General features: G+C 49.2%; 16 protein-coding genes. 2 read left to right on the forward strand and 14 right to left on the reverse strand.

Annotated elements, in window-relative coordinates; translation table 11 throughout:
* Nucleotides 1–7: 7 nt before the first annotated feature.
* The 9 genes from CDA56_RS10315 to galF form a co-directional block, all read right to left on the reverse strand.
* The gene (locus CDA56_RS10315; protein ID WP_170064939.1) at nucleotides 8–895 is read right to left on the reverse strand and encodes a glycosyltransferase; all 888 of its coding nucleotides are present in this window, start codon (nucleotides 893–895) and stop codon (nucleotides 8–10) included.
* A gap of 270 nt (nucleotides 896–1,165) precedes the next feature.
* Entirely contained in the window at nucleotides 1,166–2,377 is a 1,212-nt protein-coding gene (locus tag CDA56_RS10320; protein ID WP_104011334.1) for an EpsG family protein, read from the reverse strand.
* Nucleotides 2,378–2,397: 20 nt separating this feature from the next.
* Nucleotides 2,398–3,822 (reverse strand): undecaprenyl-phosphate galactose phosphotransferase WbaP, encoded by a 1,425-nt coding sequence (gene wbaP, locus CDA56_RS10325; RefSeq protein ID WP_104011335.1) that lies wholly within the window; start codon nucleotides 3,820–3,822, stop codon nucleotides 2,398–2,400.
* 109 nt (nucleotides 3,823–3,931) lie between these two features.
* On the reverse strand, nucleotides 3,932–6,112 hold the full coding sequence (locus CDA56_RS10330) for a polysaccharide biosynthesis tyrosine autokinase (protein ID WP_104011336.1): 2,181 nt from the start codon (nucleotides 6,110–6,112) through the stop codon (nucleotides 3,932–3,934).
* 17 nt (nucleotides 6,113–6,129) lie between these two features.
* The gene (locus CDA56_RS10335) at nucleotides 6,130–6,564 is read right to left on the reverse strand and encodes an arsenate reductase/protein-tyrosine-phosphatase family protein (protein ID WP_104011355.1); all 435 of its coding nucleotides are present in this window, start codon (nucleotides 6,562–6,564) and stop codon (nucleotides 6,130–6,132) included.
* Nucleotides 6,564–7,703: a polysaccharide export protein gene (locus CDA56_RS10340; RefSeq protein ID WP_104011337.1), complete on the reverse strand. Its 1,140-nt coding sequence runs from the start codon at nucleotides 7,701–7,703 to the stop codon at nucleotides 6,564–6,566. Before CDA56_RS10340 ends, CDA56_RS10335 begins: the two co-directional genes overlap by 1 nt.
* A gap of 73 nt (nucleotides 7,704–7,776) precedes the next feature.
* Nucleotides 7,777–9,210, reverse strand: coding sequence for a capsule assembly Wzi family protein (locus CDA56_RS10345; RefSeq protein WP_104011338.1), 1,434 nt, complete (start codon nucleotides 9,208–9,210; stop codon nucleotides 7,777–7,779).
* A gap of 1,173 nt (nucleotides 9,211–10,383) precedes the next feature.
* A complete protein-coding gene (locus tag CDA56_RS10355) occupies nucleotides 10,384–11,013 on the reverse strand; it encodes a phosphatase PAP2 family protein (RefSeq protein WP_104011340.1) in 630 nt (209 codons plus the stop codon).
* A 578-nt stretch (nucleotides 11,014–11,591) separates the two neighbouring features.
* Nucleotides 11,592–12,479: a UTP--glucose-1-phosphate uridylyltransferase GalF gene (galF, locus tag CDA56_RS10360; RefSeq protein WP_104011341.1), complete on the reverse strand. Its 888-nt coding sequence runs from the start codon at nucleotides 12,477–12,479 to the stop codon at nucleotides 11,592–11,594.
* 674 nt (nucleotides 12,480–13,153) lie between these two features.
* On the opposite strand from galF, the gene CDA56_RS10365 reads away from it, so the two are divergent.
* A complete protein-coding gene (locus tag CDA56_RS10365; protein ID WP_104011342.1) occupies nucleotides 13,154–14,740 on the forward strand; it encodes a TerC family protein in 1,587 nt (528 codons plus the stop codon).
* Between the two features lie 1,956 nt (nucleotides 14,741–16,696).
* Here the strand turns inward: CDA56_RS10365 and asmA are convergent.
* The 4 genes from asmA to alkA all read right to left on the reverse strand — a co-directional run bounded on the left by asmA (nucleotide 16,697) and on the right by alkA (nucleotide 20,848).
* Complete coding sequence (gene asmA, locus CDA56_RS10370) at nucleotides 16,697–18,544, reverse strand: outer membrane assembly protein AsmA (RefSeq protein ID WP_104011343.1); 1,848 nt, start codon at nucleotides 18,542–18,544, stop codon at nucleotides 16,697–16,699.
* 27 nt (nucleotides 18,545–18,571) lie between these two features.
* Entirely contained in the window at nucleotides 18,572–19,153 is a 582-nt protein-coding gene (gene dcd, locus CDA56_RS10375; RefSeq protein ID WP_004852489.1) for a dCTP deaminase, read from the reverse strand.
* A 90-nt stretch (nucleotides 19,154–19,243) separates the two neighbouring features.
* Nucleotides 19,244–19,885, reverse strand: coding sequence for a uridine kinase (gene udk, locus CDA56_RS10380; RefSeq protein WP_004122537.1), 642 nt, complete (start codon nucleotides 19,883–19,885; stop codon nucleotides 19,244–19,246).
* A gap of 114 nt (nucleotides 19,886–19,999) precedes the next feature.
* Nucleotides 20,000–20,848, reverse strand: a complete 849-nt coding sequence (alkA, locus tag CDA56_RS10385; protein ID WP_104011344.1) for a DNA-3-methyladenine glycosylase 2 — start codon at nucleotides 20,846–20,848, stop codon at nucleotides 20,000–20,002.
* A gap of 136 nt (nucleotides 20,849–20,984) precedes the next feature.
* Here alkA and yegD point away from each other — a divergent pair, with 136 nt between their 5' ends.
* A complete protein-coding gene (gene yegD / locus CDA56_RS10390) occupies nucleotides 20,985–22,337 on the forward strand; it encodes a molecular chaperone (RefSeq protein WP_104011345.1) in 1,353 nt (450 codons plus the stop codon).
* 97 nt (nucleotides 22,338–22,434) lie between these two features.
* Here the strand turns inward: yegD and CDA56_RS10395 are convergent, their stop codons facing one another.
* Complete coding sequence (locus CDA56_RS10395; protein WP_025107768.1) at nucleotides 22,435–23,718, reverse strand: citrate synthase; 1,284 nt, start codon at nucleotides 23,716–23,718, stop codon at nucleotides 22,435–22,437.
* Nucleotides 23,719–24,311 lie beyond the last annotated feature (593 nt).

The following is a 24,311-nucleotide window of genomic DNA, read 5'->3' on the forward strand; positions in this document are numbered from 1 at the left end:
AATTTATTTATTTCATAATTTTTTGATATATGCCATACAACTTCGGAAACCTATATGTCATCTGATACTTCATTACTCTATTGAATATTTCTGAGCATTGTACTAATTCACGATTAATAATAGGTATATTTTGCTTCCTGTTTAGCATATCCATATATTTCAGACTGATAAAATCTTTCTCATCCAGGCTATCTTTATGCTTCTCTATAAATTTCTTATATCCTATATATGCTTTGCTACTTGTTGTTATTCGTTCTCTATTAGCACCATCATCTAAATACATTGTACAGGCATTTAACTTATATGCCTCACCAAAATCTTTTATAATTCTAAACCACGTATCATAATCTTGCCATGCTGGCATGTCAGGGTCAAAACCACCTACAGCATTAAGAATGGATTTCTTTACGAATATTTGATTACCAACACAATTATACTGCTTAATATCTTTAAATGTAATTATCTTTCCTCCATCACCGAGTTTTTCAGGTTGTTTATTAATAATATTATCATCTAAAAGCTTAACATTAGAACATACTAAAGAAAATTTATCTTTATCGATAAAATTGATAAAACGCTCCAACCTTTTACTGTGAAAATAGTCATCATCATCCAATCCTGTTATATACTCACCTTGTGCAAGTTGTATTGCTTTATTTCTACTTACACATGCCCCTTGTTTTGTTTCATTTACAATATAGTTAAACTCATGAAAAATATTTTGAAACTCTTTTATAACTTTTGCGTAATCATCGGTATGGACTTCATCTGATGCATCATTGCATACTATCACCTCAAAATTTTTATATGATTGTTCCTTTAATGAGAGCAATGCTCTTTTTAGTAACTGAGGCCTATTTTGTGTCGTGATATACACTGTAATTAATACACTCATTTTTACCACCATGTAATTAAAAATATAACGATACTTTTCGTTGCTGACTCGTTATTTTATCCGATTACCATCATTGTCGTTTCATTCTAAATAAAAAATCGTCTGATCTATAATTTTTAATAGGAAAATGACTGGTATATAAATCGTCTCTAAGCTTGAGGGAGAAAATATTTTTCACTTAAATTACATTTATATTTTTCTATAAATTTTAAATATATTCGATGAGCATAGTAGCGTATTATTTCAGCCGAGCTAAATTATTCCTAGTATTTATAGTAACGATCCATACCATGGATAGGAACTCCACAAGCACAGAGCTGCTTCATGACAATTTGTGTCATAATATGGCCCTAATGTTATGATCCGATAGATACTTAGCGCTATAATTATCAGTACATATACATGCTTGATTTTATAAAATGCATGATACACTACAATTCCTAAATAAAAAATCACAAGCACCATGAGTGTCCTATCTGATGCGAATGGAATATTGATTAAGCAAATATAAATTATTGTACCATAATATAATAACGATTTATAGCTATCATTCTCATCATTCCGTTTAGAGAAGAAAAAATATACTACACATAATATGAGTAGTATCCTCCAGTAATATGCAGATGCAATCCCGCTATCAGTATTTTGATTGTAATATAAAAACTTACTTGCTATTATCGAAGAAACTGCTCCGGATGACATAACACCCAAAAATACGCTAAATAACACCCCAAAAGCAATAAAACATCCAACAATAATTATTTTTATTTTCTTTTTACCATGCATTAGTTGATAAAAAAGAAAAACAAATGGTAGAGCCGTAATATGAAATATACACCCTATAATGCAACATATATAAGCTTTTTTACGATTTCCTTCTGAAAGATAAGATAGTGAATACAAAATAAAAACAGATGATAAGGCCTGCCTAATTAATTGCGTTGTAATAAAAAAACCAAAAAAAAGCAATGCAGAGGCCAAACACAGTGTTATATCCCTACCTGATAGCCTCGATACAATAAATCGCTCAAACCATATATAATATAGAAATACACATAAAAATGAAACTATGAAAAATATCTCCCAATAGGTGGCCGTGGGATTAAAGAAACCTATTACCTTGTATATTGCAGCCAAACCAAACTCAACTCCGCCACCAAATTGAGATGAAAATATACTCGCTCCTGAAGACAATGACTTGAATAGAGGATAGTACTGATTAGAAAAATCATCTCCTCCTAACTCTACTGGATGTACGAATCTAGATGCATATATAGCAACTCCAGAAATCAATGCAAGCATTGCAAATAAAAACCTAATTAATCTCTCATCTATTCTAATTAAAGAAAAAAATACTATTAGGCCAAAAAAAGATAGTACAGGGGAAACGATGAACATTATAATGAAGAATATTAAAATGAGCATCAACGTAATTTGTTGCTGCTGACCTTGCAAAATACTAAAATGTTGCTCACTTACCATTTTTACATTCTCATTCAGAATTAATATGCACCATTTTTATTAAGAACAACACTTATTGTTTTAAATATAATAGCTATATCATTCCACATAGACCAGTTTTTAACATACCACGCATCAAGGTAGACTCGGGTTTCATAATCAACATCACTACGACCACTTACTTGCCATAGACCAGTCATACCAGGTTTACTTAAAAGATAATAATCAACTTCATCATTATATCTTTCCAGTTCAGCAGTAATAATCGGCCTTGGTCCTACAAGGCTCATCTCACCTTTTAATACGTTGAATAGCTGGGGCAACTCATCTAGGCTTGTTCTACGTAAAAAACCGCCGATTTTAGTAATACGTGGATCATTTTTTAATTTAAATGTTGCATCCCACTCTTTTTTCGCTTCAAGATCAGTCGCTAATAAATTATCAAGGACTTCTTTTGAATTGATTACCATTGAGCGAAATTTAAGACATTTAAACGGTTTACCATCTTTACCGATCCGTTCATGACCATAAATAGCAGGCCCACCATCTTTTTTTACTTTTCTACTGATATAAAACAATATAGGGGATAAAACAATAATAATCGCGATAGATCCGGCTATATCAAATAAACGCTTCAGGGCACGCGATGACCACTTCGCCAGATTCTGCTGTACACGGAAGATCATCACTTCATGACTAAAAATGAATGACATATCGGTGCTGTCCAGTGGCATCCCACGTAATGTAGGTATAACTGAGACATAACGGAAACCTTTAATCATGAAATTGCGCAACCAGCCATTACGCATTTCACTTTGGTGAGATTCAACGGCAACAATAAATTGGGTCTTTTTATCCTTAGCTGCTAACCAGTTTATATCATTGGGTAACACGCCAACACCATCAATTTTCTCTCCTGCGGATATTCCACCTTCGCTGGCAATAAAGCCTACAATATTCAAACCAAGGTTTCGCTCGCTGCTGATGGCTTTATAGGCTTCATATGCATTCTCTCCGCTACCGATAATCCATGTATCGCGTTGCCAATAGCCAAGTGTATTCAGGATACGCTTGGTTAGCATCCGAGATGCGGGAACAAGGAGCAAAACAAATACCCAGGTCAACATCCAAAGAGAGCGCGAATATGACCATGTCGTAAAAGAAATAACAGCAATTTCAATAACGGCGAAAATCACCAGGGTTCTGAGTATTTCTTTTAATTCAAACCAGAATGTTTTCCGATAGAAATAATGGCGTAACCGCATGCCATACCACCCGACACAGCAGAATGCCAATAACCAATGCAGGGTAACCCATCCCTCGGTTTGCCCCGAAATATTATACTCATTCTGGCTAAATGTAATTGATACCAACGCTATAGCTAAATAGATAGAGATAATGAAACTAATAAAGTCAGATAACGCAAGCGCTGTACTAACTAAAATATTCCTGCCGAGGAGCGTCATGATTCCCTCTCAATATATAATCTTCTATATATTATAATTAACAGTGGATGTTATAAAATTACTGAGAAAAACTGATAAGCCGGATCATTAATGAACCGGCTTATGTCATTTACTTCTTGTCAGTATAAGAATATCCATAGTGGCTATATCCATAGTGGCTATATCCATAGCCATAATAGCTACTGGCTTTTTTCACTATACCATTCAGGATACAGCCTTTAACCACAATACCACTTTGCTCAAAACGTTTAAAACTGACTTCGATTTCTTTGGTTGTGTTCTGCTCAAACCGAGCGATCATTAATGTCGTACCAACATAATGACCGATAATCGCCGCATCCGTTACGGCTAATATCGGAGGAGTATCTAGTATAACAATATCATAATGCTGACTTGCCCAAGTTAGGAGTTCACCCAAGCGTCGGTGCATTAATAACTCTGCCGGATTAGGTGGAACGACACCTCGAGAAATATAATCAAAACCTGCGTTTGAAACAGACTTTATTGCCTTACCATTATCAATTTTCCCAGACAGAATATCGGAAAGCCCATTATCATTATTTAACTTAAATAAATTATGGGTGTATCCTTTTCGCATATCCATATCAATAAACAGGACCTTCTGCCCCGTCTGCGCTATTACCGCCGCAAGGTTAGAACTGACAAACGTTTTCCCCGCATTAGGACTGGCCCCGGAAATCATCAGAACATTGTTCCGTGCTTCCATCATCGCAAAATGCAGACTGGTACGTAAACCACGGATAGCCTCGATCGCTAAATCCGCTGGATTTTCAACTGCCAGGAAACTTTCGTATTCACCATCCGCTTTTTTCTTCAACCTCAGAGACTGCACGCTTCTTTTAGCAAAGGTTTCTGAAACAGGTATACTGGCATAAACGTTAATGCCTAGCTCTTCCAGTTGTTCCGGGCTTTCAATTCCCCGACGCAAGAACACTCTCAACAACACCAGTCCGACAGATACCATTCCGCCCAAGATAATGCCCACTAATAAAATTATAACCTTCTTGGGTTTTACCGGTTTAGGCTGAGCTACAGCATTATCAATAATACGCACATTACCGATGGCGCTGGATTTAGCTATATTAAGCTCCTGCTGGCGGTTTAAAAGTTGCATATAAACCGCTTGCCCTGAATCAACATCACGGCTTAATTGCAATATATCCTGCTGGGTTTTTGGCATTCCTGAAACACGTTGATTAAGCTTTGCCTTTTCATCCTGCAAAGTCTTGCGTTTCTCCATTAATGCTTTATACGTTGGATGTTCTTTCGTATACAGCTGTGAAATCTCTGACTCGCGGAACGTTAGTTCATTTAACTGATTATCGACATTGACTATCTGCTCAAGAACCGATTTTGCTTCTAAAGAGAGATCGACAGAATCTTTCTGTCGGCGATATTGGTTTAGCTTATCTTCCGCAATATCTAAATCATTGCGTACTTTAGGTAACTGCTCATTAAGAAACTCCAGGCTCTTTGCGTCCTGCGCCGCCTGGCGCGCCACATTTTGCGCCAGATAATTACTACTGATGCTATTGAGTATTTTCTCCAGTAGCAGTGGGTCCGGACCCGTTAATGACAGATTTAAAATCCCGGTATCTTTCCCCTGATCGGCTACTGCTAACGTCTCTTGTAAATCTGTAATCGCCTTCAGTTTACTCACATAAGAAATGATAAATGTTGCACCAGGCTCTGCATCAATATTATCAACCTTAAGAGCAATACCATTACTATCCAGTAGAACACCAACCTCTCCCGACATCTGCTTATCGTTAAAAGTCACGTTGTAATGGTTTTTATCCTTTACGGTTAGCTCCAGCTTGGGAATATCCTGGCCACTATCCGATGGTAAATAGAGTCTGCTTACTGCCAAACTACCCGGTTGTTTACCGGTTAACCGTGCCCAGCCTTTACCCAGTAAGGGGAAATAATCCTGTTCTACCCGAGCCTGTAAATTGAGATCATCGACCGTTTTTCCCAGAATCATACGCGACTGCAACAACGCTATTTCCGGCGCCGATTGCGGCTGGCTATCAGGCAACATCTGGCTCAGACTATTAAGAATCGCATTTCCCTGTTTTTGCTCTACCTGTAACAGTGCATCGGCCTGGTAGATAGGAGTCGCGAATAGTGCATACAGAAGCGCAATTAGCGTAAATAGCGAAGTAACGGAGATAATGAGCTTCCTGTGGTCAATAAGTTCCCCGACCAGACGCCCTAAGTCGATTTCATCCGCCTCTTTCTCGACGGCTCTGTTTTTAACTGATGACATGCAATGATTCCTGATAATTATGCGCCTAACTTTTCGACCCAGCGTAAGCCAGCCTGCTCAATTAACTGATATACTGAAGCAAATGCTTCATCGCTTTTTCGATAAGGATCGGGGATTTCCTTTTGGTTTAACCATTGACCGAACAGCATCGTTTTGCCTCTCACTTCGGGAGCAATCCGTCCAATTTGTTCAAGATGAGATTTTTCCATTACCAGAATCAACTCATACTGACGACCAAGCGCCGAGGTAAATTGCCGTCCTTGATGTCCCGCTAATGAAATACCGTGCTTTTCCGCAATCCTTATCGCGCTATCATCAGCGCTATGACCAACCAAAGCACCGGTACCCGCTGACTCAATTTTTTTATTGGGCAATGCCCGGCGTAGATACCGTTCACCAATCGGTGAACGACAGATATTTCCCGTACATACAACTAAAATTGAATCAAACATTAGTTTGGCCATCTCTTAATGTAACGAACAGTCTCAGTCATATCATGAACCCCGGTAATGGTCGGTACCAACTGCGAAATTACACGATTCCAACGTACCAACGGTGCAGTAGTGACATAGACGATATCATATGGCTGTAGCTGGAACTCTGTCCCCAGTACCATCGCCGAGGCATCCTGCGCATTGAGCTGATAGATATTGGCAATCTTACCCTGCTTGTCTCCCTTCAACTGGCGAATAACAAACACACCCGTCGCATCGCTGAATGCTTGCGACATTCCCTCTGCATTTCCTAACGCTTCGGCAACAGTCATGCCGCTACGGTCCATTTTAAGAGTGCTCTGTTTACCCACTTCACCCATAACGAAGACTTTGAGATCGTCATTACGCGGCACAAACAGAATATCGCCAGGATAAAGCAGACGGTTTTGGGTTAAATCACCTTTCTGCATCAAAGCATACAGCGAGATTTTGGTATCCTTACCATTATGCGTCAGCACCACATTTCGCCAGTCAGCATTCTCAGCTAGCCCACCTGCCGCGTTGATGGCATCCATTACGGTGAGAGGAATATTGGTAATTGGCTGTTGGCCTGATTTGGAAACTTCTCCGGTGACATAGGCTTTCTGCGAACGAAATGCCGCGATACTCACATCCACCTGTGGGCTTTCAATATAGGTGGTTAAGCGGCTGGCAATCTCCTGGCGCACCTGGCTGAGGGTTTTACCCGCCACCTGAACCTTGCCAATATAAGGATAGAAAATAGTGCCGTCAGAATTTACCCAGTTGCCGGTATCGCTGGCGCTACGGTACTGGCCTGCAGGGGTTGTCAGCTCTGGATGATCCCACACGGTGACCATCAGTACATCCCCCACGCCAATACGATACTCATAGCTATTTAATAATTTATCCAATTCTGGGTTGGGCCTTGCCAATATTGTTTCCGGGCGAAGCTGCTCAACAAGACCCGGCGTCATCGGATAAACATTCACCAGCTTATCCAGGTCATAATCGCTATCCGGTAGCTCAACTACATTCTTCCGCAGGCTATTTAGCCCCTGCCCCGGCATAATGGTACAAGCTGACAAAACCCCTATTGCTAATGCCAATGCCGAAAATCTAACCATTTTTTTCTTCATAATGTCATATCATCAGTAAACCAAAAGTTTCGCATTCCCTAACAACAGTCTATTTTTAGCCGCTGTGTTAAGGCTATAAATTAAAGGGGATTTCGATCCCTGCACTTGCACCCACATCATCACTGTCACTGCTGTCCGCATCGGTATACCAGAGCGAGGTGTTCAGTCGTACCGATTTGTACACATCGCCACTCCAGCCCAGTTGCACACCTTTTAATGTATCCGAGCGGGGAAACGCTTTATTAATTGACTGATTTTCGGGGTTTACCCTGGCATACGCCAGGCGTGCGCTCCAGCGCTGGTTATCCTCCGTGACCAGTTCAACTTTACCGGCAAAGAGCCGACCATCGCCTCCCATCGCATCCCCTAGCGGATAACCCTGCTGATAATACCCACCCTTGTAAATATGGTGTGTATAAACATAATTAGTACGGCTCATATTAGAACGCGTATCGTGCGCTTCAACGTACCAGTTAACCGCATCTTTGCCCCAGCCATGGTGGCCTTCAATTCCTCCAAGGAAAGTGTTCGCCGAGGGTAAAAAGCCTGCCTCATCCTCACCGATCATTTGTCCATAGACGCTAATCGGCCATCCAAGCGTAGGCTCTAGCTTAAATTTAAAATCAAAGCCTGCCAGTTGGTTGCCCGGTTCATTATCCGTCCCGGTATTATCCTGCCCGGTAAAGCCATCCCAGAAGCTGCTAAGCCCTTCAGGTCTCCCCTCCCCGCCCCACTGCATAATGCGTGAAGCGCCTAATTCAAGAGACTGGAACGGAGAGAACGTCAGACGGCCGCCGATAATTTTGGTGTGCGGCACGGCGGTATATTGATTCATCTGGCTGGCGGAAATCTGATACTGCCACGGGCCAATCCAGCGCAGCCACCAGGTTTCCGGCGCGGCCTGTTCGGCGCGCTGCATTAAAAAGCCGGTCATCGGACGCGCGGCGTCACCGCGGATCAGGCTGCCTTCATAACCTGGCCCCCACCACTGCGGCATCTGTCCAAAAGAAAGCCACTGGTTCCAGAACTTCACCGCTCCGTATGCGCCGTTAGCATTAAAACGTGAACCGTTGCTGATGCGCTCGTCGCCTTCAACGTTCCCTTGCAGGTGAACATCCCACCATTCGCCGCTGTTATTAAAGGCAAGAGATAGAGAGCTGTCTGCAGGCTGGTTCTGACCAAACCCCTGCGGCGTGCCGGGCTTATCCGTTGAGGTATAGCCGCTCACGCGAAAATCCGCTTTCACAGAATCGAGGCGCTGGTTGATTCTTGCCAGAACGACCTGTTCAGACGAGTAGGAGGGTTTTGCTTTCTTAAGCGCCCGACTAATCTCTTCCTGACTCAGGGGCCAGGTCGACAGGCTGAGGCGAATAACGCCGCGATCGGAGAGCCACGCCAGATCGTTACGCAGTTCATTGTCATTCATCACTAACCCGGAGGCATAAGCAAGCGAGCTGGCAGAAGAGAGCAGCCCTAATGCGAGTGCAATTCGCGCAATTTTTATCATTGTACAAGATCCATTTAAAGCCCCGTTTCCGCGAGCCAACGCGACAAAGGGGACACTGATAGAGCAGCGCCCTCTGACGCCAGCCTTAAGTATGTTCGGTCTGCAGGTTTTATTCTGGCTACGGCAAACCGGGCATAAGCGCTATTCAGCGCTCATACCATAATCCGCTTTCAGCTTATAAATCCACCTGCAGTACACAATGTAGGCGAAATCGTTATTGAAGGCCATTCCATAGCGCAGGGGGCCTGCGGTTTTTCTTGTTCTATACTCGTCATACTTCAAGTTTCAGGTGTGTTGGCTTTGTTACTCGGCTCATCCATGAGTCTCGCCCTTACGGGCCGCCGCTACACGGCGTTCAAATCTGTTCCGGACAGATTTGTCGTTCACCCCAATCACATAGTTATCTATGCTCCTGGGGATTGACTCGCTTGCCGCCTGCCTGCAAGTCGAATTATTTTGGGTATACAGGTTGTAGGGATAATCACCGACAGGAAGGCCATTCCAGGGATTTCTGCCGCATGATATATGATAAACAGAAAACGTCCGCCAGCATGTACGCTACCGCCCTTGGCTTAACAGCAACCAATGCACTGTACTTCTTTCCATTTAAATTCAACCACAGATTTCAGACAATCAGCAGTTCACTCATCAAAGCCATCAATTTCGCGGCAACAAGTTTACGAGATTCCGCTCTTAATTGGGAGCCTAATCTTAAATTATTCACGGCATAACCAACGATATGAACAGATCGCCCTGAAACAATATTTTCTCGTCAGGGACGTATAAGCATAACTTACGCCCAACGGCACTAAAATCATAACAACATGATTTTAGTGGTTTTTTACCCCCAAAAACAGTGCTAAGCCACTTTCAAAATAATGATAATTAGTCAACTCCAAAATTTAATAGTAAGAAAAGTCATGCCAGTATGTTGTTATCATTAATAAATTTGAGACTTAGCGCAAAAAATTATTTAGGATATATCCTGGTTGATTATCATATCCGCTGAATATTGCACAAAATATCATATTACTGTTCTATTTCATGATTATGAAACCGTACTAACCTGGACACTTGCATCATCATTTCCCATATTGCGTACAGTGCTGCTTACAATGTGAACATAAAAAGTACGGTTGCCCACCCCTTTCACGATTGCCTGCATCACCTGAGTCAATAAAAACGCTTATGCAAATCAGCTCTGGTAAACGGTTTTTCCAGTGGTCCAAGCTTTACCGCAATCTCACTTAATAGAGATTGAGTTGGCGCTTTCGCCCCCGTATTCAACAACAGCGCCGGGATTATAACCACGCTTGCCAGGCTTCCCCATGACAGCTTTAAGGTATGAGTACCGCTAACACGCGACTGCATCAGCAGGAACAACGCGCTTCCCGCAGCACCCAGCAAAAAACCGGCAATCACCTCTGAGCTTGAATGGGCATGGATCATTAATCGTGAGTAACCTACCAGCCCGGCTAATGCATAACCCACGATGACCGAAGCAAAACGAAAGACAGATGTTGCTCGTGCGCACAGTAGCCACAAGAGAATTGGCCAAAAAGCAGTGGAAAGCGCCGTGTGCCCGCTAAAGCCGGTAAAGTCCAGCTCGCGAATGCCCATCCCCCAACCCATAAATGCCAGTTTTGATGCGCAAACAATCGCGCCAGTGATACCGAACAGCAGCGCCCAGCGCCAGGCCGCCTGCTTTGAATCTTTTCGCTGAAAAAGGACGATAAACAACACGGCCGCACTGGGTAACAGTACGGTACTATCGCCAAAAAAAGTGACAAGCTGCCAGTTCATTTACCTTTCATCCTTTGACGCTCTCTGCTCTGTAACGTTTTTCCGCGACATCTATAGGGGTATATACCCGTCATACTTCAAGTTGCATGTGCGTTGGCTTTATTACTCGGACTGCGGCATCGCCCCTACAGGGCCAGCGCAGTTCAAGACACAAGCACCTGTCCTGCAACCCGAATCATTTAAGATATACACATTCAGTAATTTCACATTTTTATGCATGCGTTACCGTTGTTTAATGTCCAAATATGATCTCAGTCAAGTTTTATTTTTATATCGTAGCCCGATCGCCGCTTATTTATCTAAGAAGAATCTGAGTAACTAATTATTAGCAAAGGCTAAAATTCAGCTAGTCCGACCATTCCATCATGCCCCCGTCTGACGACCAGAAGTCTCCTGACGTGCTTCGTATAATAAAACAATACAACATAACAAAATAAAATCTAACCCATTAAATTAAAACAAAAAATTAAAAAAACACCACGACAGATCAACGTAATAAACGGAGGGAAACACCCTTACTTATTGACGAGATTGCCGCAACCATCTATTTTCATAAACAAAAAATCCACAGCAGCACATTACGCTAACAATTTTTTAATACTCTCGCGGAATTTCGCCCCTTCTTTATTGTTACGCAACCCGTAGTTAACAAAGGCCTGCATGTAGCCCATTTTTTTACCGCAGTCGTAGCTTTCGCCAGTCATTAGCATGGCATCAACTGACTGTTTTTTCGCCAACTCAGCGATAGCATCGGTTAATTGAATACGTCCCCAGGCGCCAGGCTCGGTACGTTCAAGCTCAGGCCATACATCGGCGGAAAGCACATAGCGGCCCACAGCCATCAGATCGGACTCCAGCGTCTGCGGCTCATCCGGTTTTTCGATAAACTCAACGATGCGTGCAATCTGCCCGGGAGATTCCAGTACATCTTGAGTCTGAATAACGGAGTACTCGGAGAGATCGCCTTCCATACGTTTTGCCAGAACCTGGCTACGGCCCGTTTCGTTGAAACGCGCCACCATCGCGGCAAGGTTATAGCGCAGCGGATCGGCGCTGGCGTCATCAAGGATGATATCCGGCAGCACAACCACAAACGGGTTGTCGCCAATAATCGGACGCGCGCACAGGATCGAGTGGCCTAATCCAAGCTGCTGCCCCTGCCGCACGTTCATGATGGTGACGCCTGGCGGGCAAATTGCCTGAACCTCCGCCAGCAGTTGGCGCTTGACGCGTTGTTCAAGCAACGCTTCCAGTTCATAGGAGGTGTCAAAATGGTTTTCCACGGCATTCTTTGAAGAATGGGTGACCAGCACGATGTCTTTGATCCCTGCAGCTACAATTTCATCAACGATATACTGCACCATTGGTTTGTCGACGATCGGCAGCATCTCTTTTGGGATAGCCTTGGTCGCAGGCAACATATGCATTCCAAGTCCTGCTACTGGTATCACTGCTTTCAAGCTCATCTATTGTCCACCCGTATGATTATAAATCTCGATTCCTGTCAGATTGTATGTATCACTGGCATTTATACATAATGATACACAGCCATCATCTATCCTACTACCTGCCAAATTCTTAAATTACACGTTTAATTTAAGAATACACGTAAAGAATACAAACCCATAGATGGATCCAAGAAAATTCTTACCCGCAATCGATTAAAAAATATTCTCAATATTTACAATACGTTATCATTATCCCTTCTAAAAAACGGGGATAACACTGACATTATCGCCCCATAAAAATGGATATACGGCAATCTACGGCATTAAGTAGTATAAAAATCTAATTTTTTCGAAAACAACATCGCATACACCAAATCGAACGATTAATACCCAGCCTGTTTCTCCACTTTTTACCTTTCATTTAAAATAATACCAATTAGTTAATATTAATAATGATATAATTGAAAAATAAAATAGATATGCCTTAAAAAATGTCATCTATTGCTGAAACTGTAAGGACTATCCATGATTGTTAAGTGGTTATTTCATCACCGCTAAGAAGAATATTTTGATGGTTGACGCGCAATCAGCCCAACGGACCAATGGTACAGAGCAGAAAATATTGCATTTTATCTATGGGTTATTCATGATCGGTGCATGGCGCTCTTCGGTTGTAAAGGCTTTAACTCATTATGGAATGGATTGCCGACCCCTCTATCTGGGCCGGTCTCATAACGCTTGTCGTTATTGAGCTGGTACTTGGTATTGATAACCTGGTTTTTATCGCGATTCTTGCGGAAAAACTCCCTCCGGCACAGCGTGACCGCGCGCGCGTCACCGGCCTGCTGTTAGCAATGGTGATGCGCCTGCTGCTGCTGGCCTCTATTTCCTGGCTGGTCACTCTCACTAAGCCCCTGCTGACCTGGCATGACCTGAGCTTTAGCGCCCGCGACCTGATCATGCTGTTCGGTGGTTTATTTCTGCTCTTTAAAGCCACCGTTGAGCTTAACGAACGACTGGAAGGGAAAGATAGCGATAACCCCACCCAGCGTAAAGGGGCGAGATTCTGGGGTGTTGTCGCGCAAATTGTGGTGCTCGATGCCATCTTCTCCCTCGACTCGGTGATTACCGCGGTCGGGATGGTTGACCATCTGCCGGTTATGATGGCGGCGGTGATCATTGCCATTAGCCTGATGCTGATGGCCAGTAAAGCCCTGACCCGCTTTGTTAACAGTCATCCGACGATAGTTATCCTCTGTCTGAGCTTCCTGCTGATGATTGGCTTTAGTCTGATAGCAGAAGGCTTCGGCTTCCCGATTCCGAAGGGCTACCTGTACGCGGCCATCGGTTTCTCGGTGATGATTGAATCCTTTAATCAGCTGGCGATTTTCAACCGCCATCGCTTTCTCTCAGCCAACCTGACGCTGCGCCAGAGAACCACCGAAGCGGTAATGAACCTGCTAAGCGGCCGTAAAGACAACAGCGATCTGGACAGCGATACCGCCTCGCTGGCTGTCGATCGCGACGAAAACTCGCTGTTTAATCCTCAGGAACGGCGAATGATTGAGCGCGTGCTCAATCTCAATCAGCGCACCGTCAGCAGCATAATGACCTCGCGCCATGATATTGAACATATTGATCTCCGCGCGCCGGAAGATGATATCCGCGCCCTGCTGGAAAAAAATCAGCATACTCGTCTGGTCGTCACCAGCGGCAATGACGATGACGATATGGTCGGTGTGGTGCATGTGATCGACCTTCTACAACAATCGTTGCGTAACGAACCGCTGAATCTGCAGGTGCTGATCCGTCAACCGCTGGTATTCCCGGAAACGCTTCCTCTGCTTCCCGCACTGGAGCAGTTTCGCAACGCCAGAACCCATTTTGCCTTTGTTGTCGATGAATTTGGTTCCGTTGAAGGAATTGTAACGCTCAGCGACGTGATGGAAACCATCGCCGGGAATCTGCCCAATGAAGCGGAAGAGATTGATGCCCGCCACGACATTCATAAAAACAGCGACGGTAGCTGGACGGTCAACGGCCATATGCCGCTGGAAGATTTAGTTCAGTACGTGTCTCTCCCGCTGGATGAAAAGCGTGAATACCATACGGTTGCCGGTTTGCTGATGGAATACCTGCAACATGTCCCGCAGGAAGGTGAAGAGGTGAAAATTGATGGGTATGTTCTGCGCACGTTGCAGGTAGAGAGCCATCGGGTGCAAAAAGTACAGATAGTACCGCCAGTGCAGGAAGAGGATGCTCCGGATTATGAAGTGTAGCGTCTTTGGCGTTGCCGTTGAGTACAACCACTTCTGACAGATTTGTCCTTCCCCCCCAGCGGTCCAGCGATATAGTTATCCATACACCCGGAGATAAAAAACCAGCCCAGTTGCAGCAATAACGGAGTTGCTGAATTAACGCGGGCTGGCAGCGAGGGGTTCAGGCGCGTCAGGAAAACGGGCGGGAACGCAGGCGCACATCAAGGACTGACGGCCAGGACGGCCGTCAGAGGGCAGGTCGAGACAGGGATGTCGAGTCCTGCCCGCTCCGCCAGATGAAGCCGGCGTGGAGCGAACCGCGCAGCGGCCGTTTTCAGCGCAATGCCGGGGGTCACGGGGGGCGGGCGAAACGCCCCCGTGCCGTTCACACGCAGCGGGTGTGAGAAAATCCCCGGATTCACCGTGAACTGAATAGTCCACAGGGCATTCCCCGGAATATTCCACATAATACGGCAAGCCCCTATTCACCCAACCCACCCGAAAAAAGAAAGCGCCAGCAATATGGGGCTAATGACAAGCCGGGTTTAGTCAGGCGGTCGTATTCTTGTCGGGTGGCGGTTCCAGCGGGGCGTACTTTGTCAGCAATCTGATATGAGCTGTTCATGCCAGAACCCGTGATAACCAGACACCCAGCAATAACGGAGTTGCTGAATTAACACAGGCTGACCGCAAGGGGGTTCAGGCGCGTCAGGAAAACGGGCGGGAACGCAGGCGCGCATCCAGGACTGACGGCCAGGACGGCCGTCAGAGGGCAGGTCGAGACAGGGATGTCGAGTCCTGCCCGCTCCGCCAGATGAAGCCGGCGTGGAGCGCACCGCGCAGCGGCCGTTTTCAGCGCAATGCCGGGGGTCATGGGGGGCGGGCGAAACGCCCCGTGCCGTTCACACGCAGTGGATGTGAGACCCCCCCGGATTCACCGTGAACGGAATAGCCCACAGGGCATTCCCCGGAATATTCCACATAATACGGTAAGCCCCTATTCACCCAACCCACCCGAAAAAAGAAAGCACCAGCAATATGAAGCTGATGACAAGCCGGGTTTAGCCAGGCGGTCGTATTCTTGTCGGGTGGCGGTTCCAGCGGGGCGTACTTTGTCAGCAATCTGATATGAGCTGTTCATGCCAGAACCCGTGATAACCAGACACCCAGCAATAACGGAGTTGCTGAATTAACACAGGCTGACCGCAAGGGGGTTCAGGCGCGTCAGGAAAACGGGCGGGAACGCAGGCGCGCATCCAGGACTGACGGCCAGGACGGCCGTCAGAGGGCAGGTCGAGACAGGGATGTCGAGTCCTGCCCGCTCCGCCAGATGAAGCCGGCGTGGAGCGGACCGCGCAGCGGCCGTTTTCAGCGCAATGCCGGGGGTCATGGGGGGCGGGCGAAACGCCCCCATGCCGTTCACACGCAGCGGGTTTGAGAAAAGTCCCGGATTCACCGTGAACGGAATAGCCCACAGGGCATTCCCCGGAATATTCCACATAATACGGTAAGCCCTCTATTCACCCAACCCACCCGAAAAAAGAAAGCGCCAGCAATATGAAGCTGATGACAAACCAGATTTAGCCTGGGGTCATATTGTCGAGTCCTGCCCGCTCCGCCAGATGAAGCCGGAGTGGAGCGGACCGCGCAGCGGCCGTTTTCAGCGCAATGCCGGGGGTCATGGGGGGCGGGCGAAACGCCCCCCGTGCCGTTCACACGCAGCGGGTGTGAGGAAACCCCCGGATTCACCGTGAACGGAATAGTCCACAGGGCATTCCCCGGAACACTCCACAGCGCGAGCAGCAAAAAAACACTTCGCCCAAACCACCCAAAAAAGAAAGCACCGACGCTATGAGCGTACGGTAACTTTATATTCCCTCTGGATATCCATTCAGTGACACCCCACGCAAGGCTTAAGTGAACGGCATCAGGAATGTTTACCCCGGATCATCATACCGATACGGCAACCTGTTACCCTCACAGCTTATCAAGCAGCTTCTTCACATCCTTCCCGTCCTGAGTATTTTTATTGCGCTCGGCCCATTCACTAAGCCGCTTTTTCGCCTCATCCTGCAGCTGTTTACGCAGTATCTGGTCAACCTGCAGGCTGTAACTCAGCGTCTGCCAGTTACCATAAATACGCAGCGGGATCGCCGTCTGTTTCAGTCGTTCAATCAGCTTGCTCTCTCCCTTCCAGCCACCCAGCACCCGCACGTTGAAGAGCATATCACAATCTTCTTTCAGCAGGTTGAGCTCACCCTGACCGGTCAGCGCCATCATGTCAGATTGGCCCTGCATATGCGTCAAGGTGACCAGCCCATTATTCAGCGCAAACTCGGTGCTGACAGAATCCAGTCGGGTCGCATTGTCGTAATTTTCCTGCGCCTGAACGTTGGTGCTGCGCTCGACGGCCTGCTGTACCAGCTGCTGGAAGTTGAGCCCTTCAGTGCGCGTATCAGTGAGCTGCGTTACCGCCTGCCCCTGCCAGCTGCGGCGGAACTCGTCGGCATCGATCTTACCGCCGGAGAACTCGCCGGTCAGCGAGAGCTTGCCGGTGAGGTTTATCGAATAATTAAACGCTTTCAGAATCGAGCCGATCTCGACGTTGTCGAGTTGCGGCTGGAAAGAGGCATGCGGCGTTGCGCCCCGCGCGTCGAGCGAGCCGGGGAGCGAGAGTCGTCCACCGTCCAGGCTCCCCTGCATCTGGTGAATCGTCAGCAGCCCCTGCTGGTTGCTGATTTCACTTTTCACCTGGGTAAAGTGCATTCCCCGCCACTGCAGCTGGTCAGCCGTCAGGTTCAGCCGGGCGTTAAACCCGCGCAGGGCGTTGTAATCCTGCTGAATATCGTTATCCGCAATAACCGGGCGCAGCTGCCTGTTCTGGCTTTGCCCTTGCTGGTTAACGCTATTATCGCCAGAGGCGGAGGCATGAGAAAGCAGGCTATCGAGGTTGAGCGTGCCCGCCTGAAGGTTCAGCGTCCAGTCAGGCTGGTCGCCCAGCACGACGCTGCCGTTGCCGGCAATGGTGCTGCCGTTAGCCGTTAAGTTCAGCCCATCGAAGCTGAGCTTTTTCGCATCCTCGACCCAGCTGGCCTGCATGCTGGCCTGGCCGCTAATCCCTTCGGGGGGAAGCTCCGCGCCGCGAAGCTGCCAGTTCAGTTGTGAAATATCCGCCTTCAGAGAATGAGGATAATCACCGCCCTGCACCTGGGCGGAGAAGGAAAGCGCCAGATCGCGCTGATCGCGGTTCACCCGGCCAGAGAAATCGACCGTGGCGCGATGGCTGCTGTCCTGCTCCATCTGCAAACGGATATCGCGCACCGTAACCTGCTCGCCATCTTCATGCTGAAAAAAGAGCACGCTATCGGCAATCTGTAGCTTCTGGACATCATACGACCAGCCGCGATCCTCCGGCACCTGAGGCAGCGTGTTGTCGTGCGGGACGACCGGAGCCCCCTTGCTACGCACGGCTTCGGTTTTGGAGGTCAGCTGGATCACCGCGCCCTTCAACATCACCTGCTTGACCTGCAGCTGATGGGAGATCAGCGGCAGCAGCCCGACGTCAAGGCGCATATTATCCGCGCGAATAACGGGTTCTTCAGCACCCGGCGCGGTCAGGGTCATGCGGCCTGAGAGAATACTGAGCTGCGGCCAGACGTGCCAGCGCAGCGGCCCATTGAGCTCGAGCTGATAGCCGCTACGATCCGCCACCTCTTTGACCATATAGGCGCGAAAATCGTTGGGGTTGACCAGCAATACCAGCGCGGTAAGACCGGCGACAACTACCGCCAGTAAGATCATCAGCGTGGTCAGAATTCGTCTCATGGCATCCTCAGCAAACCGCTAAAATTATCAATCCTTGTCGATTCGACTCGCTACCGCGCCCTGCTGGTCGCGATATTTCGCATCTTCGCGGCGATTATAAGGCCGCATCGCCGGCCCGGATAACGGCTCAAAACTTAACGCGCCGATCAGCATCCCCGGACGCAGCGCCAGCGGCAGCTTACCCGAATTATAGAATTCCAGTACGATGCAGCCGGACCAGCCCGGATCGATACGGTGCGCGGTGACGTGCACCATCAGGCCCAGACGCGCCAGCGAAGAGCGGCCATCCAGCCAGCCGACGAGATCCGGCGGCAGGGTGACCGATTCAAAGGTCACCGCCAGCGCCAGCTCGCCCGGATGCAGGAAGAACGCTTCACCATCCGGCAGAACAATCTCTTCGCTCATCACGCGATCCAGCGCAGCGCTGACTTCCGCTTTAGGCCCGCTCAGGTCAATAAAGCCCGCCGTGTGCCCGCGGAAAGTCCGAAACTTATTTCCCAGCCGAACATCGACCGTCGCGCCGTTAATGCGCTCAACGGGCGGGCGCGGGTTAATGGCCAGACGCCCCTCATCCAACCAGGCTTCTATATCTCGGTCGCACAGACGCATGAACGTTCTCCTTTAAGGCATTGCGCCCCTACGCCTTCCGGGGATAAGGGCAAATTGGCTTCTCTTTGCACGTTACACAATTCGTTCGTGTTATTCAAAGAACTGACTGATTTTGGCCTTCAATATATCGATGGCGATACGGTTCTTACCGCCGCGAGGCACGATAATATCGGCATACTGTTTGGAAGGGTCGATAAACTGCAGGAACATCGGGCGCACCGTTTTCTGGTACTGCGCCATTACCGAATCCATCGAACGCCCACGCTCGTTAACGTCTCGCTTGATGCGCCGCATCAGGCAGATATCCAGCGGGGTGTCGACAAAAATGGAGAAACTGAGTTCGTTGCGCAGGCGGGCGTCGGTCAGCAGCAGAATCCCTTCGAGAATGATGACTTTCTTCGGTTCAATATGGATGGTTTCCGGCATACGGGTATGCTCAACGTAGCTATACACCGGCAACTCTATCGGCTGGCCGCTTCTCAGCATCTGCAAATGCTGAAACAGCAGACTATGATCCATGGAACTTGGGTGGTCATAGTTGGTTTTTACACGCTCTTCCATCGACAGATGACCTTGATCCTTGTAATAGCTGTCTTCCGGAATAACGCCGATATGTTCATCGCCGACCTGTTCACGTAATTCACGATATAGCGTACTGGCGATAAGGCTTTTGCCCGAAGCCGATGCGCCGGCGATGCCTATAATGACGCACTGATGAGACGTATCAGTCATAAATTTTTGCGACCTGATTAACCTGGGAATGTAGGAAGGGTGGCGGTTGACCGCCAAACGCCGCAATTATAGGGATTTCAGCGCGTCGATACCAGTGCTAAGCGCCTCCCGGGTCTATTCCTCCTCCGGCGACCAGCCTTGCGTATACCAGATATGCAGTAAAGCGTACGAGCGCCAGGGGTGCCAGCGGCTGACATAGCGCGCAATCCGCGCCGGCGTCATGCCGGGAAAACGCTGTTTAATCAGATAATCATCCGCCAGGAAGATATCCGGCGCCTGCCAGCCGCGCAGCGCGAAATAGTTCGCCGTCCAGCGGCCTATGCCGGGCAGCGTCTGCAGCTGCTTTATTCCGGCGTCAATATTCTCCGGCGCGGAGAGAGGGAGATCGCCGCGGATAGCCGCCTGCGCCAGGTGGATCAGCGCCTCCGCGCGCCGCAGGGGCATGCCCAGCGCCTTTAGCGCCAGCGGATCGGCCTGCGCCAGCCGCTGCACGCTCGGGAAGAGATAAAAGCCCGGCGCGTCGGACAACGGTTCCCCGAAGGCGGCCACCACTTTCCCGGTGAGCTTTGCCGCCATGGCCACGCTCACCAGCTGGCCGAGCACCGCACGTACCGCTTGTTCAAACGCATCCAGCGAGCCCGGCAGACGAAGCCCCGGCCTTGGCAGCGCAAGCCTTCCCAGCGTCAGGGCGATCTGCTGCGGGTCGCAGGACAAATCAAATAAGCGCGCAACCCGCGCCAGGCACGCCTCCGCGACCGGCTGTAGCCCGGCGGAAAGCGTCACCCGCATGCCCTGCGCGGCGTCATCCGGCGTCACCGTGATGAGTCCGGCGTGGCCATTCAGGGCGAAGCTGCGGCAATAGCTGTCGCCGGCAAAAGTTTCAATCCCCTGCACCGTACGCGCGCCAAGAAAATGAAACATCCATTGCCAGTCGTAGGGGGAATGCCAGGGTAGCAGCGTCATCATTTCTCCTTTTTTAGCGCTTCAATCATAGCGGCTCCGCGCCGCCTGCGCCTTGCTTTTAAATTCCAGTTGTCGCAGTGCCGTCAATCCGCTAAAGTCGCCCCCCTTCTTCACCGGCATGGGGATTTTGCAGGCTATGTTTATTGGTTTTGACTACGGTACCGCTAACTGTTCAGTGGCGGTGATGCGCGACAATACGCCGCAGCTGCTGACGCTGGAAAACGGCAGTTCACTATTGCCATCAATGCTTTGCGCGCCGACCCGCGAAGCGGTCAGCGAGTGGCTCTACCGCCATCACGACGTCCCGCCCAACGGTGATGAAAACCAGGCGCTGCTGCGCCGCGCGATAAGCTTCAACCGCGAGGAAGATATCGACGTACTCGGCAACAGCGTGCAGTTTGGTCTCGCTTCGCTGCATCAGTACGTTGAAGATCCGCAAGAAGTCTACTTCGTAAAGTCGCCGAAATCGTTTCTCGGCGCCAGCGGGCTCAAGCCGCAGCAGGTAGCGCTGTTTGAAGACTTAGTGTGCGCCATGATGCTGCATATCAAACTCCAGGCGCAAACGCAGCTGCCGGACGCCATCGACCAGGCGGTTATCGGCCGCCCGATTAACTTCCAGGGACCGGGCGGCGATGATGCCAACGCCCAGGCGCAGGGCATTCTCGAACGTGCGGCAAAGCGCGCGGGCTTTCGCGACGTCGTGTTTCAGTTTGAACCGGTCGCCGCCGGTCTGGATTTCGAAGCGACGCTGAGCGAAGAAAAACGCGTGCTGGTCGTCGATATCGGCGGCGGTACCACCGACTGTTCGCTGCTGTTGATGGGGCCGCAGTGGCGGGAAAAAGCCGATCGCCAGCAAAGCCTCCTCGGCCACAGCGGCTGCCGCGTCGGCGGTAACGACCTGGATATCGCCCTGGCCTTTAAATGCCTGATGCCGCTGCTGGGGATGGGCGGCGATACCGAAAAAGGCATCGCGCTGCCGATTCTGCCGTGGTGGAATGCGGTGGCCATTAACGACGTGCCGGCGCAGACCGACTTTTACAGCGCCGCCAACGGTCGCCTGCTTAACGATTTGCTACGCAGCGCCCGAGACAGCGAAAAAGTCGCGCTGCTGCTGAAGGTCTGGCGTCAGCGTCTGAGCTATCGCCTGGTGCGCAGCGCGGAAGAGAGCAAAATCGCCCTTTCCGCGCAGCCGAGCGTCACCGCGGGGCTGCCGTTTATTAGCGACGAGCTGGCGACAGCCATCAGCCAGCAGGGTCTGGAAGCTGCGCTGGATCAGCCGCTGGCCCGGATCATGGAGCAGGTTCAGCTGGCGCTGGATAACAGTAATGAAAAACCGGACGTGATTTACCTGACCGGCGGCAGCGCTCGATCGCCGTTGATTAAAAAAGCGCTGGCGGCACACCTGCCGGGTATTCCGGTTGCCGGAGGCGATGATTTTGGCTCGGTTACCGCCGGGCTGGCCCGCTGGGCGCAGGTGATGTTTCGCTAAACATCCGCTGCGTTCCCGCACCACAGAACGCAGTGAATTTGTAGCCCGGCTCAGCGCAGCGCGAGCCGGGCTAAATCTTCCCGATTGCCCCCTGCTGTCACCCTTCACGCCGCGAAACGTAATCCCGCCGCTTTTCGCCGGTATAAATCTGCCGGGGGCGATAAATATTCAGCGGCGCTTCGTGCATTTCGTTCCAGTGCGCCACCCAGCCAAGCGTTCTGCCTACGGCGGTAATTGCCACAAACATCGATGAAGGCAGCCCCATCGCTTTAAGGATCACCGCGGTGTAGAAATCCACGCTCGGCGACAGGCCATTTTCAACAAAGTAGGGGTCGGTCAGCGCCACCTCTTCAAGAGCCATCGCCACCTGTAGCGGCATATCGGACATCCCCAGTTCCTTCAGCACCCGGTGACAGGTTTCGCGCAAAATAGCGGCGCGCGGATCAAGATGACGGTAGCGAGAGTTACCGAATCCCAGACGACGAAACGCCTGCGGATCGCGTTTCGCTTTGCTCAGGAACGCCGGAATTTGGTCGACGGTGTTGATCTCCTCCAGCATCCGCATACTGGCTTCATTCGCCCCGCCGTGGGCCGGTCCCCATAAAGAAGCGAGTCCGGCGGCAATGCAGGCAAAAAGATTCGCCCCGGAGGAGCCCGCCGCCCGGACGGTGGTCGTCGATGCGCACTGGCCGTGGTCGGCGTGGAGCACCAGGATCTGGTTCATCGCCTGCTCAATCACCGGATTCAGCTGATACGGCTCCGCGGGGATAGCAAACAGCATATGCAGGAAATTCCCCGCGTAGGAAAGATCGTTGCGCGGATACTGCGCCGGTTGCTCAATAGAAAACTTATAGCTCATCGCCGCCAGCGTCGGCATTTTCGACAGCAGGCGGGTGGCGGCCAGCGCGCGGTGCTCGGGATTTTCAACGTCCAGCACATCGTGATAGAACGCCGCCAGCGTGCCCACCAGAGCGCACATTAAGGCCATCGGATGCGAGTCGCGCCGAAAGCTGCTGCACATGCGGCCAATCTGCTCGTGTACCAGGCTATGGCGGGTAATCGTGTTTTTGAACGCCTGATAGCTGGCTTCGTCAGGCGCATCGCCCCGCAGCAGAATCCAGGCTACCTCAAGGAAGTCGCACTGGCGAGCCAGCTGATCGACCGGATAGCCGCGGTGCAGCAAAACGCTGTTTTCGGTATCAATCCAGGAGATGGCCGACGTACAGCCTGCGGTGTTAGCAAAACCGGGGTCGAAACTGCATATACCTGCGGACGCCAGCGGACGAATATCCATGCCGGGATAGCCCTGCGTCCCTGAGACCGTACTCAACGGAATGGACTGTTGTTCATCCAAAGACAGCGTTAGCGATTTCGTCGTCATCCTGTCAGGTCTCCTTGCACAACGAGTGAATGATTTACCTGGTCATTTTTCCAGGCGGAATAACCAACATAACCACAGTCGTCCGCGGATTCTTTGATGTAAATAACCAAAACATTGATAAAGGACCGCTATTACGGGTGGGGAAGAAACAGAAAATCGCCCTTTCAACCGCATAAAATACGCTTACCCCGAAATTACCCTCATCTAAATTCTACTATCACGCCTTAGAATACTGATTTTATTTCATCACAGGTCAATATATAACCATTTTATTTTTTTGCCCGCATAAATCCGCTACTCGCACGCGGTGCCATGGACTGCCGGTGTCAGTTTTTTATCACACGCTCGTCGGCGGTCTTTTATGAGGGTCTGTGCGACCGGTCATCCCATCAGCCGCGGTGGATTCATCGCCAAATGCGCCTCACTCGCCGCAGATATTGTCCGTTATCGTTATTTCAGCGTAAATTAAACTTGAATATAACCCGCTGCTTTTATATGCGCTGATTAAATAATCTAATGCCAATTTTATATAGCTATCGCGTCAATTTATGGCATAACATCATAAACCCGTATGCTGTGCCTGAACTTTCAGG

Source organism: Klebsiella michiganensis, assembly GCF_002925905.1.
Taxonomy (GTDB): Bacteria; Pseudomonadota; Gammaproteobacteria; order Enterobacterales; family Enterobacteriaceae; genus Klebsiella; species Klebsiella michiganensis.

What these genes read in the sequence shown, in the direction of transcription:
- CDA56_RS10315 (WP_170064939.1), bottom strand. Translation starts at nt 895, where the DNA reads ATGAGTGTATTAATTACAGTGTATATCACGACACAAAATAGGCCTCAG.
- CDA56_RS10320 (WP_104011334.1), bottom strand. Translation starts at nt 2,377, where the DNA reads ATGGTAAGTGAGCAACATTTTAGTATTTTGCAAGGTCAGCAGCAACAA.
- wbaP (WP_104011335.1), bottom strand. Translation starts at nt 3,822, where the DNA reads ATGACGCTCCTCGGCAGGAATATTTTAGTTAGTACAGCGCTTGCGTTA.
- CDA56_RS10330 (WP_104011336.1), bottom strand. Translation starts at nt 6,112, where the DNA reads ATGTCATCAGTTAAAAACAGAGCCGTCGAGAAAGAGGCGGATGAAATC.
- CDA56_RS10335 (WP_104011355.1), bottom strand. Translation starts at nt 6,564, where the DNA reads ATGTTTGATTCAATTTTAGTTGTATGTACGGGAAATATCTGTCGTTCA.
- CDA56_RS10340 (WP_104011337.1), bottom strand. Translation starts at nt 7,703, where the DNA reads ATGAAGAAAAAAATGGTTAGATTTTCGGCATTGGCATTAGCAATAGGG.
- CDA56_RS10345 (WP_104011338.1), bottom strand. Translation starts at nt 9,210, where the DNA reads ATGATAAAAATTGCGCGAATTGCACTCGCATTAGGGCTGCTCTCTTCT.
- CDA56_RS10355 (WP_104011340.1), bottom strand. Translation starts at nt 11,013, where the DNA reads ATGAACTGGCAGCTTGTCACTTTTTTTGGCGATAGTACCGTACTGTTA.
- galF (WP_104011341.1), bottom strand. Translation starts at nt 12,479, where the DNA reads ATGAGCTTGAAAGCAGTGATACCAGTAGCAGGACTTGGAATGCATATG.
- CDA56_RS10365 (WP_104011342.1), top strand. Translation starts at nt 13,154, where the DNA reads ATGGAATGGATTGCCGACCCCTCTATCTGGGCCGGTCTCATAACGCTT.
- asmA (WP_104011343.1), bottom strand. Translation starts at nt 18,544, where the DNA reads ATGAGACGAATTCTGACCACGCTGATGATCTTACTGGCGGTAGTTGTC.
- dcd (WP_004852489.1), bottom strand. Translation starts at nt 19,153, where the DNA reads ATGCGTCTGTGCGACCGAGATATAGAAGCCTGGTTGGATGAGGGGCGT.
- udk (WP_004122537.1), bottom strand. Translation starts at nt 19,885, where the DNA reads ATGACTGATACGTCTCATCAGTGCGTCATTATAGGCATCGCCGGCGCA.
- alkA (WP_104011344.1), bottom strand. Translation starts at nt 20,848, where the DNA reads ATGACGCTGCTACCCTGGCATTCCCCCTACGACTGGCAATGGATGTTT.
- yegD (WP_104011345.1), top strand. Translation starts at nt 20,985, where the DNA reads ATGTTTATTGGTTTTGACTACGGTACCGCTAACTGTTCAGTGGCGGTG.
- CDA56_RS10395 (WP_025107768.1), bottom strand. Translation starts at nt 23,718, where the DNA reads ATGACGACGAAATCGCTAACGCTGTCTTTGGATGAACAACAGTCCATT.